16 protein-coding genes are annotated in these 19,208 nt (G+C 33.7%); 11 read left to right on the forward strand and 5 right to left on the reverse strand.

Features of this window, described 5'->3' with window-relative positions:
• Positions 1 to 7 precede the first annotated feature (7 nt).
• The 8 genes from ABXT06_RS18835 (at position 8) to ABXT06_RS18870 (ending at position 10,619) form a co-directional block, all read left to right on the forward strand.
• The gene (locus ABXT06_RS18835) at positions 8 to 475 is read left to right on the forward strand and encodes a DUF1440 domain-containing protein (RefSeq protein ID WP_354592129.1); all 468 of its coding nucleotides are present in this window, start codon (positions 8 to 10) and stop codon (positions 473 to 475) included.
• A 362-nt stretch (positions 476 to 837) separates the two neighbouring features.
• Positions 838 to 3,108 (forward strand): glycosyltransferase, encoded by a 2,271-nt coding sequence (locus ABXT06_RS18840; protein ID WP_354592130.1) that lies wholly within the window; start codon positions 838 to 840, stop codon positions 3,106 to 3,108.
• A 264-nt stretch (positions 3,109 to 3,372) separates the two neighbouring features.
• Entirely contained in the window at positions 3,373 to 4,131 is a 759-nt protein-coding gene (locus ABXT06_RS18845; protein ID WP_306159480.1) for an MlaE family ABC transporter permease, read from the forward strand.
• A 1-nt stretch (position 4,132) separates the two neighbouring features.
• Entirely contained in the window at positions 4,133 to 4,912 is a 780-nt protein-coding gene (locus tag ABXT06_RS18850) for an ABC transporter ATP-binding protein (protein ID WP_354592131.1), read from the forward strand.
• A gap of 177 nt (positions 4,913 to 5,089) precedes the next feature.
• Entirely contained in the window at positions 5,090 to 5,917 is an 828-nt protein-coding gene (locus ABXT06_RS18855) for an MlaD family protein (RefSeq protein WP_354592132.1), read from the forward strand.
• Between the two features lie 168 nt (positions 5,918 to 6,085).
• Positions 6,086 to 8,908, forward strand: coding sequence for an AsmA family protein (locus ABXT06_RS18860; RefSeq protein WP_354592133.1), 2,823 nt, complete (start codon positions 6,086 to 6,088; stop codon positions 8,906 to 8,908).
• Positions 8,908 to 9,423 carry a low affinity iron permease family protein gene (locus tag ABXT06_RS18865; protein WP_354592134.1) on the forward strand — a complete coding sequence of 172 codons (516 nt, stop codon included), beginning with the start codon at positions 8,908 to 8,910 and terminating at the stop codon, positions 9,421 to 9,423. The genes ABXT06_RS18860 and ABXT06_RS18865 overlap by 1 nt, the downstream gene beginning before the upstream one ends.
• Positions 9,420 to 10,619, forward strand: coding sequence for an NAD(P)/FAD-dependent oxidoreductase (locus ABXT06_RS18870; protein WP_354592135.1), 1,200 nt, complete (start codon positions 9,420 to 9,422; stop codon positions 10,617 to 10,619). Before ABXT06_RS18865 ends, ABXT06_RS18870 begins: the two co-directional genes overlap by 4 nt.
• A 141-nt stretch (positions 10,620 to 10,760) precedes the next feature.
• On the opposite strand, the gene ABXT06_RS18875 is transcribed toward ABXT06_RS18870, so the two are convergent.
• On the reverse strand, positions 10,761 to 11,711 hold the full coding sequence (locus ABXT06_RS18875; protein WP_354592136.1) for a bifunctional helix-turn-helix transcriptional regulator/GNAT family N-acetyltransferase: 951 nt from the start codon (positions 11,709 to 11,711) through the stop codon (positions 10,761 to 10,763).
• Between the two features lie 224 nt (positions 11,712 to 11,935).
• On the reverse strand, positions 11,936 to 12,961 hold the full coding sequence (locus ABXT06_RS18880) for a helix-turn-helix domain-containing protein (protein WP_354592137.1): 1,026 nt from the start codon (positions 12,959 to 12,961) through the stop codon (positions 11,936 to 11,938).
• A gap of 170 nt (positions 12,962 to 13,131) precedes the next feature.
• Between ABXT06_RS18880 and ABXT06_RS18885 the strand changes: the two genes are divergently transcribed.
• Both ABXT06_RS18885 and ABXT06_RS18890 read left to right on the forward strand, forming a co-directional pair.
• The gene (locus ABXT06_RS18885; protein ID WP_354592138.1) at positions 13,132 to 13,617 is read left to right on the forward strand and encodes a DNA-deoxyinosine glycosylase; all 486 of its coding nucleotides are present in this window, start codon (positions 13,132 to 13,134) and stop codon (positions 13,615 to 13,617) included.
• A 300-nt stretch (positions 13,618 to 13,917) separates the two neighbouring features.
• Positions 13,918 to 14,352 (forward strand): DUF6526 family protein, encoded by a 435-nt coding sequence (locus ABXT06_RS18890; RefSeq protein WP_354592139.1) that lies wholly within the window; start codon positions 13,918 to 13,920, stop codon positions 14,350 to 14,352.
• A gap of 66 nt (positions 14,353 to 14,418) precedes the next feature.
• Here ABXT06_RS18890 and ABXT06_RS18895 read toward each other — a convergent pair whose 3' ends face one another.
• The 3 genes from ABXT06_RS18895 to ABXT06_RS18905 all read right to left on the reverse strand — a co-directional run bounded on the left by ABXT06_RS18895 (position 14,419) and on the right by ABXT06_RS18905 (position 17,969).
• Positions 14,419 to 15,585, reverse strand: a complete 1,167-nt coding sequence (locus ABXT06_RS18895) for a hypothetical protein (RefSeq protein WP_354592140.1) — start codon at positions 15,583 to 15,585, stop codon at positions 14,419 to 14,421.
• A gap of 425 nt (positions 15,586 to 16,010) precedes the next feature.
• Positions 16,011 to 17,432 (reverse strand): MATE family efflux transporter, encoded by a 1,422-nt coding sequence (locus ABXT06_RS18900; protein WP_354592141.1) that lies wholly within the window; start codon positions 17,430 to 17,432, stop codon positions 16,011 to 16,013.
• A gap of 60 nt (positions 17,433 to 17,492) precedes the next feature.
• Entirely contained in the window at positions 17,493 to 17,969 is a 477-nt protein-coding gene (locus ABXT06_RS18905; RefSeq protein WP_354592142.1) for a MarR family winged helix-turn-helix transcriptional regulator, read from the reverse strand.
• A gap of 174 nt (positions 17,970 to 18,143) precedes the next feature.
• Here ABXT06_RS18905 and ABXT06_RS18910 point away from each other — a divergent pair, with 174 nt between their 5' ends.
• Positions 18,144 to 19,055 carry a hypothetical protein gene (locus tag ABXT06_RS18910; protein WP_354592143.1) on the forward strand — a complete coding sequence of 304 codons (912 nt, stop codon included), beginning with the start codon at positions 18,144 to 18,146 and terminating at the stop codon, positions 19,053 to 19,055.
• The last annotated feature ends 153 nt before the right edge of the window (positions 19,056 to 19,208 follow it).

Here is a 19,208-nt window from a genome sequence, read left to right on the forward strand (position 1 = left end):
AATTTTTATGAGATCAAAAGTTAGAACCATTGTTTCATCTGGTTTAGTTGCGGGAACATTAGATATTACTGCCGCTATTTTGATTTATGCAGGAATATTACATAAAACAACAGCAGAAAAAATTTTACAGTCTATTGCAAGCGGTATCTTCAAAAAAGAGGCATACACAGCAGGAACAGAAATGACATTTGTGGGTTTGGGACTTCATTTCTTAATTGCTTTTATTTTTGCTTGGTTTTATTTTAAAATTTTTCCCTACATCCCATTTTTTAAAATAAACACTTTACTCTCTGGAGTCTCTTATGGAGTATTTATTTGGATTGTAATGAATTTAATCGTTCTGCCAATTGTATTTCCGGTTTTACCAGAGAAGAATTTAGATTTTCCGCTTTTGCTTTCTATACTTATTGTGGTTTGCTGTGTCGGAATTCCGATTGCTTTCATAACACGGAAATATTATGCAAAATGGTATTAGAAATAGGTACAAAGATTCAGAGGTTTAAAACCTTTGAGCCTTTGCTACTCTGAACCTTTGCACCTTTATTAAACGCCTCTTTCACCATTCTCTACAAGCCTTACAGAATTACCACGTTTAAGCATTTGAGTTAATTTTTTAATGGATTGAATTAATCATCGCTTCTATCCCAATGTAATTTTAGATAGAATTTCTTTACAATAATTTTATATAAGACAGACAATGTCAATAATGGTTTTTTCAAGATTAGAAAAGCCGTTTTTGATGACCTATTATCTATTTATTATGGCGCTGCCAATGATATGATTGTGGTGGCATCCTGAACCTTAACGAGTTATTAACCGAACTTAAAATGAATCCAAATGAAAACAATATCAAATAAATCAAAAATCGTTTTTTTATCCACTTTTCCGCCTACGCAATGCGGCATAGCAACCTATACTCAAGATACCATTAAAGGAATCACAGATGTTTATGGTAAATCTATCAAATGCGAAATATGTGAACTTGTTGATAAACCCAAAGACCAACCAACACAAGCATTTACTTTAAACACAAAAAACCGAGAAGAATATGCCAAAGTCGCCGAGGAAATTAATCAGGATGAAAATGTGAAATTGATTCATATCCAGCATGAATTTGGTTTGTTTTCAGGAAATTACGGAGACCATCTTTTAGATTTTTTAAATGTCATTAAAGCGCCTGTTACTTTTACTTTTCACAGTGTAATTCCGAATCCGAATGATGAATTGAGAACATTTGTAAGGCTGCTTTTAAGCTACAGCAATTCGGTTTTTGTAATGACTAATAAATCTAAAGAAATTCTAATTAACGACTACGACATCAATGAAGAAATAATTACTTGCGTACCTCATGGAACTCACATTGTAATATATGAAACTCCACAACAGGCAAAAGAAAAATTAAATATTCAAGACAGATTGGTTCTCTCTACTTTCGGACTTTTGGGCGAAGGAAAAAATATAGAAACGGGTTTACAGGCTTTACCAAAAATCGTCGAAAAAGCGCCAAATGCCCTTTATCTAATTATCGGAAAAACACACCCGAATTTAATTAGAGACGGCGTTGATGCTTATCGAGATAAATTAGAAGGTTTGGTTAAAGAATTAAACCTTCACGATAATGTTCGTTTTATAAACCAATATTTAGACACAGAGGAACTTTTAGAATATTTGAAAGCTACAGACATTTACATGTTCACTTCAAAAGACCCTAATCAGGCAGTAAGTGGCACTTTTGCTTATGCTATGAGTTGTGCGTGTCCGATTGTGGCTTCAAAGATTCCGCATACCAAAGAAGTTTTAACTGCAGATTCTGGAATTCTGTGCGATATTGGAGAGTCTGATCAATTCGCTGCAGCGGCAATTAAATTGATTGAAGATGAAAATTTAAGACACGAAATGGAAATCAATTCATTTACCAAAATGAGAGCTTCATCTTGGGAAAATGTCGGAATCACTCAAATGAATACGTATAAAAACCTGATCAAAAATCCATCAGAAATCAAATACAGCTATCCTCCTATTCAGTTAAAACATATCAAAAAACTAACTACAGAATTAGGAATTATTCAATTCAGTAAAATTTCTATTCCAGATTTAGATTCAGGATATACTTTAGATGATAATGCGAGAGCCTTAATAGCATTCTGTATGCATTACAAACTAAGTCAGGATAAAGATGATTTGGCGTATATTTTAATATACTTAGACTTTATTCAACGCTGTCAGAAACCAAAAGGAGATTTTATCAATTATGTCGATCAGGAAAACCGCGAACACATAGAACAAAATGCCGAAGTAAATTTGGAAGATTCTAATGCAAGAGCTATTTGGGCTTTAGGAACCGTGGTTTCTATGTCTGATATTCTTCCAGAAGCGATTACAAAAAAAGCGACAAAATGTTTGTTAAACTCCTTAAAATGGGCCGAAAATATCCAGTCGCCTCGTTCAATTGGTTTTGCTACAAAAGGTCTGTACTTATATCATTCTACCATTCCTAATTTGTACGTTGCTGCAATCATCAATAAGCTGAATGCAAAACTGCTGGCTAATTACGAAGATACAGCAACAGAAGATTGGCAATGGTTTGAAAATTATCTAACTTACGGAAATAGTATTTTGCCAGAATCAATGCTTTATGCGTACTTAATTACCGATAAACCGGTTTACAAAAAAGTAGCGCTAGATTCATTAGACTTCCTAATTTCAAAAACATTTATAAAAGGGAATTTTAAAGCCATTTCAAATCAGAGCTGGCATCATAAAGGCTCAGAGCCACATGAATATGGAGAACAGCCAATAGATGTCACCTACACGATTCAGACTTTAAATGCATTCTATAATGCCTTTAAAACTCCTGAATACAAAAAGAAAATGAAAGCTGCTTTTAACTGGTTTTTAGGCAAAAATCATTTGAATCAGATTATGTATAATCCTGTAAGTGGCGGCGGTTACGACGGACTTGAAAAAAATAACGTCAATCTAAATCAAGGTGCAGAATCAACAGTTTGCTATTTAACGGCAAGATTGCTGATGGAAAAATTAGCTTTATCGCAATCGCGAGTAATCCCTTTAATGAAATCTCGAAGCGGAATTGCTATAAATTTATAAGAAAGAAATTGAAGCTAACCAAATACTTCACTTTTAAACCCTGAAAATCCCTTTCTCAATGAAAGGGATTTTTTGTTTGCACCACATAACGTCAACTTGTTTTGATTATTGTGCTTTTATGAAAATTATATAAGGCTCAAAAAAAGTTGTGTAATATATTTTAACAAGTATTGGGCTAACTTTCATATAGAATTTAATGAGTTGGTAAAAACTGTTAAATAATTGATTTTCAAATTACATAATTCACACTAAAAACAAAACATTTTGATTCTCGATATTAAAAATACATTCGCCGAAATTGGAGAAACCACCATATTCGCCAAAAGGTTTTTTAAGGAGGTTTTTATTCCGCCTTATGAGACTAGAGAATTTCTGAAACAATGTTATGTTATCGGATATAAATCTCTGCCTTTGGTTGCAATAACAGGTTTTATTATGGGCTTGGTGCTTACACTACAATCACGCCCAACGTTGGTAAAATTTGGAGCAGAATCTTGGCTTCCCGGAATGGTTGCGCTTTCGCTAATAAGAGAAATTGCACCTGTAATTACCGCTTTAATCTGCGCGGGAAAAATTTCATCTGGAATTGGAGCCGAATTAGGATCTATGAAAGTAACCGAGCAGATTGATGCCATGGAAGTTTCAGCCGTGAATCCGTATAACTATTTGGTGGTAACAAGAGTTTTAGCCTGTACTCTAATGGTTCCAATTTTAGTCTTTTTTGCAGATGCCATCGGAATCATTGGCGGTTATGTGGGCATAAATATTCATGGCGATGTGAACTTTTATAGATTTTTAACACAGATCGTTCAGTCTTTAGAGTATTTAGATCTGCTTCCGGCCACTCTCAAAACATTCTTTTTTGGATTTTTTATCGGAATCATTGGCTGTTATAAAGGCTTTAATGCTTCTAACGGAACAGAAAGTGTGGGGCAAGCCGCTAATTCTGCTGTTGTAACCGCATCGTTAAGCATTTTTATTATAGATATGGTTGCTGTTCAAATAACCGATTTATTCTTTTAAAATGGAAAAGGAAAAATTACATAAAGAACCCAAAACAAAAGGGAAAGATCAAGCTCCGATTATCGTGATTAAAGATCTGCATAAAACTTTTGGTAAAGACAATGCTGTTTTAAAAGGCGTAAATCTGACTTTGAACAAAGGTGAAGATTTGGTGGTTTTAGGACGTTCAGGATCTGGAAAATCGGTAACCATTAAATGTATAGTTGGATTGATTGAACCTGATAAAGGCGAAATTACAGTTTTTGATGAAAACGTTTTGAATATTTCAAAAAGCGAGCTGAATGAAATTAGAGTCCGAATCGGATTTTTGTTCCAAAGCGGAGCACTATACGATTCGATGTCCGTTAGAGAAAATCTCGCTTTTACATTGACCAAACACAAACGCGATTTAAGCCGTGAAGAAGTTGATAACGAAGTAATGGAAGCTTTAGAAAATGTAGGATTGGCCGATGCCGTAGACAAAATGCCTTCTGAACTTTCGGGCGGTATGAGAAAAAGAATCGGTCTGGCCCGTACTTTAATCTTGAAGCCAGAAATTATTTTATACGACGAACCTACAACGGGTTTGGATACGATAACATCCAGAGAAATTAGCGAATTGATTTTGGACATTAAACACAAACAAAAAACCTCTTCGATCATTATCACCCACGATATGGCCTGCGCAAAAATGACTGCCGATCGAATTGTAGTTTTAAAAGATGGGGTAATTCATGCCGAAGGCACCTACGAAGAATTAGAAAAAGACGAAGACGAATGGGTACGCTCATTTTTTGAATAAACGATTTGAGTTATGAATTATAAGTTATGAATTATACGCTGTAAACTCTAACAATAAAATATAATTAAACTCATAATCAACAACTAACCATAAACAACTAACCATAAACAATTAACCATAAACAATTAACCAATAACACAAAACTCATAACTCATAATTCATAATTAATTAGAAATCATGGAAAAGCAATCTGGATATACTTGGAAATTGGGAATGTTTGTAACGATAGGTTTACTGCTTTTTATACTGGCAGTGTATTTTATCGGAAAACAGCAAAACCTTTTCGGTTCAACCTTTCATATTACTTCTCAATTTAAAACAGTTAGCGGTTTAGAAGTCGGAAACAATGTTCGTTTCTCCGGAATTAATGTTGGAACAGTAGAACAAATTCAGCTAAAAAATGACTCAACCGTAGTGGTGGTTTTAGTAATGAAAGAAGAAGTTCGAAAATTCATTAAAACCGATGCAACAGCAAGTATTGGTTCTGACGGATTAATGGGCGATAAAGTACTAACTATTTCGCCAGGCCAAAAATCCAAAAAAGAAATTGAAGACAACGGACAGCTTGCTTCTGTTGACGGAATTGAAATGCACGACATCATGAAAAGCGTGAAGAAAAGCGTGGACAATATTGGTGTGATCTCAGACGAAATAGCCATTTTCAGCCATAGCATGAATAACGGAAACGGTGCTCTAGCAAGATTGGTAAAAGATGATAAAATGGCAAACAGCGTATCGAATACGCTTTCTAATCTAGAAACCGGAACAAAAGGTTTTAGCGAAAACATGGAAGCCGCAAAAAGCAATTTCCTTTTCAGAGGCTACTTCAAGAAAAAAGAGAAAGAGAAAAAGGAAAAACAAGAAGAAAGAAAAGAGAAACAAGAGGAAGCTAAAAAAGAGAAGCTTGAGAAGCAAGAAGCAAGACAAGAGAAACAAGAAGAGGCTAAAAAAGCAGAAGAAAAACAAAAACAGGAAGACGCTAAAAAAGCAGAAACTAAAAATTAAATTCCAAATTTTTAAAATTGCTTCGCCTGTTCGCTATCGCTCGAGTCCAAATTCCAAATCTCATTTTATGTCTTCCTGAGCGAAGTCCAAGGACAGGCACGAAGAAAAATTCAAATCCAGCATATCACAATTTACAATTCACAACTCACAATTCACAATTAAAATTATATGCCTAGTTCAATCAAACATACCGCCTTAAAAGTTTTAAAAATTACTGGAATTACGATTGCGGTAATTTTGTTTTTACTATTTATTATTCCGTTGCTTTTTCCTGGAAAAATTGCTTCGGAAGTGAAGAAAATTGCAAACGAACGTCTGGATACCAAATTGGAGTTTACCAAATCTAAGCTTTCGTTTTTCACACATTTTCCTTCATTGACTGTTTCCTTAGATGATTTGTCTTTGACAGGTTCTAAACCTTTCAGTAATGATACATTATTAAAAGCAGATCAGGTTGCTTTTGGAATTGATATTAAAAGGCTTCTTTTTGACAACGAAGTTAAAATCAATAAACTTTATGTTTCTGATGCTTTAATAAATGTAATGGTCAACGAGAAAGGTCAAGCCAATTATAATATTTATGTTGCTCCAGAAGATAGAGACAAAAAAGAAGATATGAACGCTCCAGAAGAAGGAACGGCAATTCGATTGGAACGTATTGATTTACAAAACTGTCATGTAAAATATAACGATCGTTCAGCAAAGATTTTAGTCGATGCAAAAGGCTTTAATTATATTGGAAAAGGAAATTTGAGTGAAGATATTTTTGATCTCGCAACCGATGCCAAAATTGATAATCTGGATTTCTTTTACGATCGAACAGGCTATTTGAGACGAAAAAAAGTGAGCGCCGATTTAATTACCCGAATCAATACGCATGCGCTTACCTTTATTCTTCAAAAAAATGAACTTCATATCAATAAACTGCCTTTAAAGTTTACTGGTTTGTTTTCCATTTTAAGAGACGGATATAAAATCAATATTAAAGCCGCTTCAGAAAATACAACTGTAAAAGATTTGCTTTCTGTAATGCCTCCCGAATATTTAACATGGCTTGAGAAAACAGAAATCTCAGGAAGAAGTGATTTATTGCTCACATTTAAAGGCGATTATAATGTTCCGAAAAAGCAAAAGCCAAACTTAGCTTTCAACTTAAAAATTAATGAGGGTTCGGTAAATTATAAAAATGCGCCTGTTCCTTTGACCGATTTTCAAATGGATTTGAATGCCATGCTTCCGTCCTTAGATACCGAACAATTACTGGTTAATCTGAGAACTTTAAAATTTAAAGTTGGCGAAAAAGATTATTTTAAAGCTTATCTGCACAGCAAAGGTTTAAGCGAAATGTCGATTAATGCAAGTGTGAAAGGTGCATTAGACCTTGCTGTAGTAGATGCTGCTTTAGGATTGGAAAATATTGATCTGAAAGGAATTTTGAAAACCGATATTCAGGCACGCGGACTCTTTAGCACTTCTAAAAAATTATTTCCAAAAACTATTGGCGGCATTTCTTTGCGTGACGGATGGCTTAAAACAAAGTATTATCCAAACCCTATTACCAACATCACTTTCATAGCCAATATGCTCAATAAAGCCGGAACGTATCAAGATTTAATTGTGGCGGTAGCTCCTTTTTCTTTTGATTTTGAGGGAAATCCGGTTTATGTTAATGCTACTTTATCAGATTTTAGTGATTTGGCTTATAATGCTAAAATTAAAGGTGAACTGAATGTGGGCAGAATTTATCAGGTATTCTCGCAAAAAGGCTTGGATTTAACGGGCTATGCAAAAGCCGATCTTTCATTAAAAGGAAAACAAAGTTATGCCACAACCGGGCAATATGATAAACTGGATAATAAAGGAACATTATTACTGAAAAATATAAAAGCAACTTCTGAATTGTTTCCGAAAGCTTTCTTTATCAAACAAGGGAATTTCCGTTTTCAAAACGAAAAAATGTGGTTTGAAAAATTCAATGCTTCGTATGGAAAATCAGATTTTGACATCAATGGCTATCTGCTGAATACCATCAATTATTTCTTAGAATCAAAAGGAACTTTGAGCGGTAATTTCAACTTAAAATCAAAACTGATTAATGTTGATGAATTTATGGCGCTAGAAGAAGGAGAAAACAAAGACCGAAATATTGAAGTCGAATATGCCAAAGAAGATCATCCTAAAATGAGTGGCGTAGTCATTATTCCGAAAAACTTAAACGTCAGTTTAAATGCCAATGCAGACAAAATAGAATACAATAAATTGATTTTTAACAAATTAAACGGAAAAATAGGAATAAAAAAAGAAGGATTTTACTTAGAAAATATTACCTTTAGTATTATTGACTGTGTTTTAGGTGTTAATGCGTTGTATAAAGACGAGTCTCCAACCTCTGCGCATTTTGATGCTCATTTTACGGCAAAAGACTTTGATGTTCAGAGAGCTTACAAAGAAATTCCGATGTTTCATGATATGGTTACAGCTGCCGAAAAAGCGCACGGAATCATTTCTGTTGACTATAAAGTAAAAGGAGATTTGAACGGAAATATGGGACCAATCTATGAATCTATGCAAGGTGGCGGAACCATTAATTTGCGTGATGTAAAAATTAAAGGACTGAAACTTTTTGACGGAATTAGTTCTAAAACTGGACAAAGCGGTTTGAACAATCCTGATATGAAAGGAATTGAAATTAAATCGACGATAGATAAAAATCTTATCAATATTGAGCCATTTACCTTTAGTGTTGCCAGTTTCAGGCCAACAATAAAAGGAACTACAAGCTTTGACGGACTTTTGGATCTAAGAATGCGTTTAGGTCTTCCGCTTTTCGGAATCATTGGTTTTCCAATCGTCATTACTGGAACTCATGAAGCTCCAAAAATTAAAATATTCAGCAAAACAGGACAAGAAATCAATCCTGCTGTTTATGATGAAAAAAACAATAAAGTTATTCGAGAAGAAAAAGTTAGCAAACCCAAAACAAAAAAATAATGAACTCTAAATCTCAACATAAAAGCAGTGCATTCGAAAAGTTTGCTACAAAAGTTTCAAAAGCTGCAGGAAGTACTCCAGCTTTTATTGGAGCCTTCGCCCTTGTTGTAGCCTGGGCTGCTTCTGGACCAATCTTCGATTATTCTGAAACTTGGCAATTGGTAATCAATACAGGAACTACAATAATTACTTTTTTAATGGTTTTTTTAATTCAAAAGGCACAAAATAAAGATTCGCTTGCCATTCAATTAAAACTAAACGAACTCGTGGCATCAAATGAATTATCCAGCAATAGCCTTGTGGACATTGAAAATATGACCGAAGAAGAGATGATCATTATTCAAAAATATTACCATCATTTAAGCCAATTGGCAAAAAAAGACCAATCAATAAGAACTTCTCATTCTATTGCCGAAGCAAATGAACTTCATAATCGTAAAAAAGAAAAAAATATAAAACCAGATAACGCAAAAAAAACTACCAAGAATACCTCTAAAAAAATAACCAAAAAATGAAATTGAGCTCTACTGAAACCTATTGGCCTTTAAAAAACGCCATAAAACAAAGTTATCCTTCAATAGATTCCGATATTACAACCGACATTTTAATAATGGGCGGCGGTATTACAGGAGCTTTAATTGCTTATAAATTATTAAACGAAGGAAAAAAAATTGTTCTTGTCGACCGTCGTGATGTCTGCGGAGGGAGCACTTCGGGAAGCACGGCACTTCTCCAATATGAAATTGATGTTCCGCTGCATCAGCTCATTAAACTTCGCGGTACCAGATGCGCCGTAGAAAGTTATCAGAATGGGAAAAAAGCCATTTTTGACCTGCGAAATATTATTGATGAAGTGGGCTGTGATTGTGGTTTCGAATTCAAAAAAAGCATTTATTTCACGACTTTAAAAAAAGATGTCCCTTATTTAAAAAATGAGTACAAAGCCAGAAAACAGCATGGATTTGAAATTAGCTGGCTTGGCAGATCAGAATTGCAAAAAATGGGTTTGAACGCTATTGCAGGAATAGAATCTAAAACTGCAGCGGTTATGGATCCTTTCAAACTTGCAAGCGATCTTTTGTTTCATTGCCATGAAAAAGGAATGCAAATTTTTGACCGAACCAATATAGCAACCATTCAGCATCAAAAGGGAAAAATTATTGCCACGACAGGCACAAAACAGGTTATCACAGCCGATCACATTATACATTGTACAGGTTACGAAAGCACGGAAACGCTAAAAGAAAAAGTGGTTGATTTAAAAAGCACTTATGTGATTGCTTCAGAAAGTCATTCTGATCTTCCTGAAAATTTTAGAAACACGATATTTTGGGACACCGCTTCGCCTTATCATTACATTAGAACAACAGAAGACAATCGCATCATAATGGGTGGAGGCGATGAAGATTTTAAAGACACCAACAAACGCGATAAACTGCTTCCTAAAAAAGAACAATATCTTTTAAAACAATTTTTTAAACGATTCCCAGATTTAGACTTTAAAATTGATTATTCCTGGGCGGGTACTTTTGGAGAAACTAAAGATGGTCTTCCCTACTTCGGAAAACCAAATCCGAGAAAAAATGAACATTACGTTTTAGGCTTTGGTGGAAATGGAATCACCTTCAGCGTAATCGGAATGAATTCTATCCTAGATTCATTGAACAACAAAAAAAATACAGATTTAGATTATTATCGATTTGGAAGGTGATTTTTTTAGTTGCAAAGGTTCAAAGGGACATAGTTACAAAGTTTTCAATCTTTGTCGTATTTGCTTTGAACCTTTACAAACTAATAAACTTTAAGGCATGGCACCTTTGAACCTTTGAGCCTCTGAACCTTTGAACCTTTCCTAAAGAACCAACTCCATCTGAATATTACATCTCTTATAAGGCGTTTCAAGTCCAAAAACTTTTTCGAAACCTAATTTGTAATACAGATTTATGGCTGGTTTTAAGATTGTATTGCTTTCTAAATATATTTTCTTGGCACCGAGTTCTTTTGCTTTTTCGGCAATTGCTTTTCCTAAAAGCCATCCAATGCTTTTTCCTTGTGCTTTGGGTGAAACAGCCATTTTTGCCATTTCAAAATCGTATTCCGAATTATTCATTTTAATCAGCGCACAAACTCCAACAGGTTCGTTTTCATATAAAGCCACAAGAATTTTCCCTCCTTTTTTAAGAATATAATCATCGGGATTATCTAGCGCTTTATAATCCGCTTCTTCCATTTCGAAATAAGTTGAAATCCATTCTACATTCAACGCTCTAAAAGCTTCCTGATATTCTGGCTTGTAATCGACTATTTTTACGTCTTTACTTTCTCTCTTTTTCTTTTGTTCGCTAACTCTTTTAATCAGAGATTTTTGTTCTAGCAAAAACTCCCATTCTTCTAGCGCTGCCCAAAGATTATGTTTGCTTTCTGCTATTATTTCTTCAATGGCAAGATCAATATCTTCCAACTGCTGTTTGATTTTCTTCGAAATTAAAATTCCTTTTTCAGTCAGCACAACATTATTCTTGCGTTTATCATCTGTTTTTGCACTTTCCTGAATTAATCCTGCTGAAATCATTTCTTGAATAATTTTACTTACAGAAGGCTGAGAATGTCCTATTTCATTGGCAATTTCGGTAATGGTAATTTCACGTTCCTCTGCCAATGTATAAAATACAGGAAACCATTTCGGCACAAAATCAACTCCATACAACTCATATATTTTAGCAGCATCGTCTGTCACAACAGCTGTCATTAAACGTAAACGGCTTCCAAGTGCCGATTTTCCAACTTTATCAAAAAACTCCATAACAAATAATTAATTATATAACTAGTTATGCAAATGTATAAAAAAAATCTTTTGTAAAGATTTTTTTTAGGTACAAAGGTTCAGGGGTTCAGAGGTGCAAAGTTTTTTCACAAAAAAAGTCTAAGATTTAATCTTAGACTCTCTATATATATTGCTTAATAGCTAACTACATTATTTACGATAAAAACTTTGTGCCTTTGCACCTATGAACCTTTGCACCTCAATTACGCAGTAATTGCCAAAGAATTCAAATTAAACTTATACTCTTTTGGGCTGCAGTTGAATTTTTGTTTGAATATTTTAGAGAAATAGCTTCTGCTGGTGAAACCAATGCAGTATACGATTTCTGAAATATTCAGATCAGAGGTTCTGATTAGAATTTCTGCTTTAAGCACTCTCATATGAGTAATATAATCATTGACAGTGCGATTGTGGATCATTTTAAAACCTTCTTGAAGTTTGTTTGGAGAAAGACCCGATTTTTTGCTCAACGATTTAATTGAAAACGCTTCTTCTGGATTTGATTTTATAAACTCCGAAAGTTCTTTTACTCCTTCCAATTCTCTCAATGTTAATCCGTTTGAATCGTTTCCAAAAGCATGTAGATCGTCTGAATGCTGTTGGATTTCCATAGCAAGAATAATTCTCATGATGCCTTCTTTCAATAAATTTCTAACAATTCCGGTTTGAGTAATCGAATTGAGCTGTTCAATTTTTTCTGCAATCTGCAGATTGTAAGATCCAATATAAAAGAAATCTGAAACTTGATTGTTTTCAAAAAATGTATCTTTCACCTGTTGATTTAAAGAATGAGCTTGATTTGCGTGATCAATCTGAGTTCCCACAATAATTAAAGTCAGCTTTGTTTTTTTCCCTTTTTCGAAGAATAAAACATTGTCCTGATTTTGTTTTGATGTAACAATTGCGGTCTGAAAAGTTTTTAGTTTTCGCTCTTCTCCATTTAATCCGAAACTGTGCGAAAGATTACCTTTAGAACAATAAGCAAAATAAATTGGCGCAGATTTTACATTCAGAATATCAAGTCTAAGATCTGCTGAAAACGTCATATCAAACTGAACATACGAAATATTATCGGCAAAAGAAGCTCCGATAATCGAGCCTACTGCAAGACTATTGTCTACTTCAAGTGTATATTCGTCTAAATCAAAAGTAACTTCACCGCCAAAACTTGTCTGAAGTTCATCAAATATATTTTGAGTTTTCTCTGTATTTATAGTAACTATTTTCATGTTTGTCGGATTTAAAATTATAATTTGCTCAACAGATTACTTTCTAAAAATCTGAATACCAAAGTTCGCCCAAAGACAGACCAAAAATGTTATATAATTTTTTGGTTTTGTTTTATAATTCCCTATAAATGCCTATTTTACCATACATTACAATTCTTTAAGAAATAAATATGGAAAGTTTTTCATTTGCTCCTATTAGTTCTCTTACTTCTAAAATTCTGATTTTAGGCACCATGCCTGGAACAAAATCTTTAGAACTCAATCAATATTATGGTCATAATCAGAATAACTTTTGGAAATTTATGTTTCAGATTTTGGGAGAAGATTTTTCTACCGATTATGAAATACGAAAAAACTTATTAATAAAAAATGACATTGCTCTCTGGGATGTCTTACAATTTTGCGAGCGCGTTGGAAGCTTAGACAGCGCTATCAAAAATGAAATCGCCAATGATTTTGAAAATTTCTTAGAAACGCACAGTCAAATAGAAAGCATTCTTTTTAACGGACAAAAAGCCGCGACGTTTTTTAAAAAATATGTCCATTTAACTAAAGAATATAAAACGTTTACGCTTCCGTCAACAAGTCCTGCCAATGCTAGCAAGGGTTTCCAAAGTAAATTAGAGGAATGGAGCGTCATTAAAACCTTATTATAAACTCTCTGATTTTATATAATTAAAATGCAAATATTGGAATCATGTAACTTTTTTCGTTTAAAGTATAACAAAAAACAACTGCTCTCTATCTAATTTTACATCAAAGAAAAGTAAGCCATATTAGAAGTTTGATTGATGAAATTAAAAGGCTTTCTTCTTATTAAAATTTACAAAGCAAACTGTAAAAAGTTTAGTCTATAAAGAGAACATTGGTTATGTTAGTTTATTTTTGGGAAAAAGCTACTCTATAGAAATATAGAGTAGTTTTGTTTTTATAGGCTACCATTTAAAGATAAAAACATGAAAATCCAGACATATTATAATCATATACGGTTTTATACACCACACCATTTTATATATTACCCTGTTTTAATTTTATTCTTAATTGCAAGCATTTATTTGAGCATTACGACAGAAGATCATTTAATATGGGCATTTATAAGCGCTGTTTTTATTTTTCTATTTGTACTGGCTTATATGTTGCGCCAGCATTATGCATTAACGCTGCAAAACAGAATTGTGCGTTTAGAAATGCGCTACCGCTATTTTACCCTTACAGGCAAAAGATTTGAAGAATTTGAATACAAACTTACAGACGATCAAATATTTGCATTGCGCTTTGCTCCAGATGACGAATTGATTCCGCTCGTAGAAGATGTTTTAAAAAACAGCTTGACTGGCGACGCGATCAAAAAAGCCATTGTGCATTGGAAAGCAGACTATCATAGGGTTTAGTAAAAATCAAATTCCAAATTCCAATAACATTTTTAAATTATTTTTTGATTTTTGAAATTGTCATTGTTATTGAACTTTTTTCTTATTGAAAAGGATATAAAACAAAAACAATACAGCCCAAACTACAACAATTACAGTAAAATAGATTGCAATAATATTCGGATGCAAGTAATTAGGTTCGTAGAATAATTTATCTAAAGTTGTAAATCTTTCTGTTAAAGCTTTTCTATCAAACGTATTTCTAATTCCGTTAAGCGGTTCGTCTCGATTGGCTTTGTAATGATAGACATCTTGAGAAAGCTGCTTCGGAATCAGACTTGTTTCTATATTGTATTTTCTTAAAAGTGTGTCTAGTTGCTGAAAAGTATATGTTAGCGAATCTTTTTTAGAATTATAGAGCAATTTGTAACGATCTACCGCTGCCTGATATTTTTGTTTATCAATAGAATCTCCTTGAACGGTACTAAATAGAGATTTATTTTCTATAAAAATACAAATGTCATCATCATGCTCGGGATGCACTTGAACACTCTTAAAAATAATCTTTGTGCTATCTCCAATAACCGTTTTTGATAGTACTCTTTTATACAATTCTTCTTTATCGAAACCCAAAATATCAAAAATACTGTCTGCTTTATTTGTCGTTTTGTCAAAAGTGCTGGTTAAAGCCTTGATAGTATCAATACTGTAATAGCTTGTTTCTGTAATAGCATATTCGCCTGGCACAATTGTATCTTCTTGTTTAATTACAGGATAAGGTTTTGGATATAGAATATTCTCGTAATTGAACAGCTTTTCAGAACTATAAGAGGTATATCCATACAAAAACGGATTTAAGACATTCAGCAGTTTTTTATCCTTATTAAAATCATTTTCAGACAATTCTGTTTTCAGTTTCGCATTCATTCCAAAACTGAAGCTGATAAAAAATGAAAAAGTCAGGAATGAAATCAACAGTAAACAAACAGCAATTTTAAAAAGACTGCTTCCTTTATAATTTTCTCTTGAATGGTTGCGAACCAGAAAAATTAAAAAGAAGAACAAAAACAATCCGCTTACAAAAAAGTGCGAAATCGAAACGTCATCATAAAATTTAAAACGATAAAACTCGGTGTAGATGTTAATTTTAGCGATTCCTTTAAAAGTAAAAAAACCGTATAAAAAATAGGCTAAATGGATTAAGGCTAATACAATGAAAGATTTTATAAAATAACGTTTTAAAGTTTTTGTCATTTTTTTAAAGGTGCTAAGGTTCTGAGATGCTAAGATACTAAGGTTCTAATATACTTAAAATTTATTTTGCCTTTCATAAAAATATATTTAGAAAATTAAAAAGTAAAATAATCTGGGCGTGCCACCATTATAAAAAAAGGGCAAACAATAGCAACCGCTTATTCGCCCTTTTTTATAATGGTGTCGGGCTGTCCATGCTGCTTCGGCAGCTTATTCCCATCCCTCACGCAATTACGATTTCAAAACAAGTTTCTGAAACATTTAGCCATTCAATACAACTAATCGACAAAGAATTTCTGTAGAGACGCACTGCAGTGCGTCTCAAATGCAGGATATCCGTGATCTGCCAATCTTTCGTTAGATGCACTGCAGTGCATCTCTACAAAAAAAACTTAGACCCTTAGTATCTCAGCACCTCAGAACCTTTACTTAGAAATATCAAATCCTTCCTTCACAATTTCGCTTTCGACCTTATCGATCAATTTATTGGTTTTGCCTGTTAACCTTTCTTTTTTCCAATCGCCTTTTGCATAAACTGCAACTGTGATTAAAGCCGTTACAACAGAAGCTATTGGGAAAGCCCACCAAATTCCGATTTTACCTAACGAAGTATTATGAGACAAAATGTAAGCAAGCGGAAACTGAATTACCCATTGCGAAACCAGCGTAAGAATCATAGGCAGTTTGGTATTTCCAACAGCACGAAACACTCCAGTCAAACAAAGCTGCAAACCTAAAAATCCCCAGGATAGACACGTAATTCTCAACAATTCTGTTCCCCCATCAATAACCGCTTGATCATTTGGAACGAAAAAGGCTATTAAATAAGGAGCAAATATAAAAGCTATAACTCCTAAACCTGTCAATAATCCGAAGCCTAGATAGGCTCCTAATTTTGATATTTGAGCGGCACGATCAATATTTCCTGCACCAATATTTTGTCCAACAAGAGTGGCAATCGCCATGGACAAACCTAAAGCTGGAATTAAAATCAGCTGAATCAAATTGGAACCCGCTCCATAAGAAGCAACGGTCAATGTACCGAAACGAACAATCAAAAATGTAATCGCCATCATTCCCAAAGCACGCATGGATTGTTCGATTGAAGACGGAAAACCAATTTCGAAAGCTCTTTTAATATGTTTATAATCAGGTTTGAAATCGGCAATGCGAAGATGTATTCCGTGCTTTCCTCTAAACAAAATTGCAAATCCGATAATAATCGCCAAAAGCTGTGTAGATAAAGTTGCTAAAGCAGCACCTTTTACTCCTAATGCTGGAATAAAATTCCATCCATAAATGAATAAAGGGTCTAATGCAAAATTTAAAATAACAGTACCTAAAACTATATAAACAGGTAAAGTTACACGTCCAACACCACGCATAATCGATTGGAAAATCATAAATCCGAAACTAAAAACCAAACCGACAAATGCAACACGCATAAATCCTAACGCATCAACATAAACCGTTGGCTCTACCTTTAGCAGATATAAAAAATAGGGACTTAAAATATATCCGATAATCGACAAGAAAACAGAAACAATAATTACCATCGACAAAGTCTGCGCCGCCACGTGATTGACCATTTTCTGGTTTCCTGCTCCAAAATATTGCGCAATCAAAATAGAACCGGCAATTGCCAATCCAGTTCCTAAAGCTATAGTTAAAAATATTACAGGCGTACTTATTGAAACCGCCGCAACAGCATCGCCGCCCAAACGTCCAACCCAAAAAGCGTCAACTAACTGATATGCCGCTTGTAATAAATTAGCAATCATAATAGGAATGGCTAATTTTAATAATGAAGAAAGGATTGGCCCTTCTAACAATTCATTTTTTTTCATTTATTCAAAATAATAATTTAAAAATAAGTTGACATATCAACTTTTAAAGTTCAAAAAAAATTAAAGCGTTTCTAGCTTATCTGCATAAGATCTTACTGCATTCAAAGCCTCGATTCTTTCTTTTGGAGAAAAAACAGACATTACCTCCTCTTCCGCTCTTTTCATTAGAGATCGAATGCTTTTAGCCAATGCGATCCCTTCATTTGTAAGACTTACAATGTTTTTTCGCTTGTCCATTTTATCTTTCACCACCTCAACCAAATTCTTTTTTTCTAGTGCTGAAATGCTTCTTAAAATAGACGACTTATCACGCATTGTTTTGTCTGACAATTCTCTCTGCGAAAAACTTTTATGATGCAAAATCATAAGCAGTGGCAGTTGTTCTAATTGTAATGTGATTCCTGCTTCAGTCATTAACGCGTTTGTGCGTCTAAAAATTGCTCGTTTTATACGATGGATCTGAAAGAAGAAACTATCTGATATTTCTTCTTTCCAAAAATTTGAAAAACTGTCTTTATCGGTATGTTTTTTTTCCATGTGTCAAAATTACAAAAAAGAGTGACATGTCAACTATTTTTCAAACAAATTCTTATTTTACTGATATACAATTCATTTCAAAAAATAATTCAGCTATAAAAAGAAAAATGAACGATTATTTTTACTAACTTTAAATGTTAAATATTGCCTAATAAAAACTTAAAAATTACTCTGATGAAACAATTATTTATTTTTTTGGTAATGATGCTCCTTTGGATTCCGCTAAACGCTCAAACTGTTGCAGACAACAGTAAAGACGAAGGCTTAACAATTCTCAAAACTGAAACTGACGATTTCCAAGATAATACTGTAGATGATCTGCCCTGGCACAATAGAAAATTTAAAGTAACTGCTGGCGGTTTTTTTCCTGTAAATAACACCCAAGTTAAAGTTGAAGGCAACAACGGAAATATAGGAACTGAAATTGATCTGGAAAGTGATTTAGGATTTTCTAAATCGACCGTATCATTTTTAGGAACATTTGATTGGCGTATATCCAAAAGATCAAGATTAGGTTTTGAGTATTTTGTGCTAGATAGAACTGCAACAAAAACACTGCAAAGAGATATAAATTTCGGAGACCATACTTATCCATTGAATGGAAGTGTTCGTGGTACTTTTAATGTTCAGATCGCTAGAATTGCTTATGGCTACGCTATTTTATCGAAACCTAAATATCAAGCTGGTTTATTAATTGGTGCGCATGTTCTTTTTGCAGACTTAGGTCTAAAATTAAATGCGAATACACAAAGTGTTGAATATCATGATACTTTTGACTTTACTGCTCCATTGCCAGATGTTGGAATTTGGGGAGAATTTGTTCTTGGAAAACGCTGGGGTTTATATGCTAACGTAAATTATCTTGCAGTAAAAATTGATGAAACCGATGGGCGAATCATAAGTTACAATTTATCGGTTTTGTATAATGTTGTAGACAATTTTAGCCTTACTGCAGGTTATACTGGTTTGAATTTTAGAATAGATACGGTTCAAGAACGTTTAAATGGCTTCTTAAAATGGGGTTATAACGGACCAACAATTACAGCGGTTTACACTTTTGGAAAGCATGTTAAAGTAACTAAATAAAGGTTCTGAGGTGCTGAGATGCTAAGGCTCTAAGTTTTTTTTAGCTTAACGAAATAATCTCGCAAAGTCGCAAAGTATATATATAAAACTTTGCGACTTTGCGTCTTTGCGAGATTAAAATTTCATCAAAAAGCTTTGTGAACTTTGCGTAAA

The sequence above is a fragment of the Flavobacterium sp. UW10123 genome, assembly GCF_040538975.1.
Classification (GTDB): Bacteria; Bacteroidota; Bacteroidia; order Flavobacteriales; family Flavobacteriaceae; genus Flavobacterium.

Bases quoted from the DNA above. Each gene is read 5' to 3' on its own strand.
- ABXT06_RS18855 (WP_354592132.1), top strand. From the start codon at position 5,090: ATGGAAAAGCAATCTGGATATACTTGGAAATTGGGAATGTTTGTAACG.
- ABXT06_RS18870 (WP_354592135.1), top strand. From the start codon at position 9,420: ATGAAATTGAGCTCTACTGAAACCTATTGGCCTTTAAAAAACGCCATA.
- ABXT06_RS18890 (WP_354592139.1), top strand. From the start codon at position 13,918: ATGAAAATCCAGACATATTATAATCATATACGGTTTTATACACCACAC.
- ABXT06_RS18880 (WP_354592137.1), bottom strand. From the start codon at position 12,961: ATGAAAATAGTTACTATAAATACAGAGAAAACTCAAAATATATTTGAT.
- ABXT06_RS18860 (WP_354592133.1), top strand. From the start codon at position 6,086: ATGCCTAGTTCAATCAAACATACCGCCTTAAAAGTTTTAAAAATTACT.
- ABXT06_RS18875 (WP_354592136.1), bottom strand. From the start codon at position 11,711: ATGGAGTTTTTTGATAAAGTTGGAAAATCGGCACTTGGAAGCCGTTTA.
- ABXT06_RS18850 (WP_354592131.1), top strand. From the start codon at position 4,133: ATGGAAAAGGAAAAATTACATAAAGAACCCAAAACAAAAGGGAAAGAT.
- ABXT06_RS18895 (WP_354592140.1), bottom strand. From the start codon at position 15,585: ATGACAAAAACTTTAAAACGTTATTTTATAAAATCTTTCATTGTATTA.
- ABXT06_RS18840 (WP_354592130.1), top strand. From the start codon at position 838: ATGAAAACAATATCAAATAAATCAAAAATCGTTTTTTTATCCACTTTT.
- ABXT06_RS18885 (WP_354592138.1), top strand. From the start codon at position 13,132: ATGGAAAGTTTTTCATTTGCTCCTATTAGTTCTCTTACTTCTAAAATT.
- ABXT06_RS18910 (WP_354592143.1), top strand. From the start codon at position 18,144: ATGAAACAATTATTTATTTTTTTGGTAATGATGCTCCTTTGGATTCCG.
- ABXT06_RS18865 (WP_354592134.1), top strand. From the start codon at position 8,908: ATGAACTCTAAATCTCAACATAAAAGCAGTGCATTCGAAAAGTTTGCT.
- ABXT06_RS18900 (WP_354592141.1), bottom strand. From the start codon at position 17,432: ATGAAAAAAAATGAATTGTTAGAAGGGCCAATCCTTTCTTCATTATTA.
- ABXT06_RS18835 (WP_354592129.1), top strand. From the start codon at position 8: ATGAGATCAAAAGTTAGAACCATTGTTTCATCTGGTTTAGTTGCGGGA.
- ABXT06_RS18905 (WP_354592142.1), bottom strand. From the start codon at position 17,969: ATGGAAAAAAAACATACCGATAAAGACAGTTTTTCAAATTTTTGGAAA.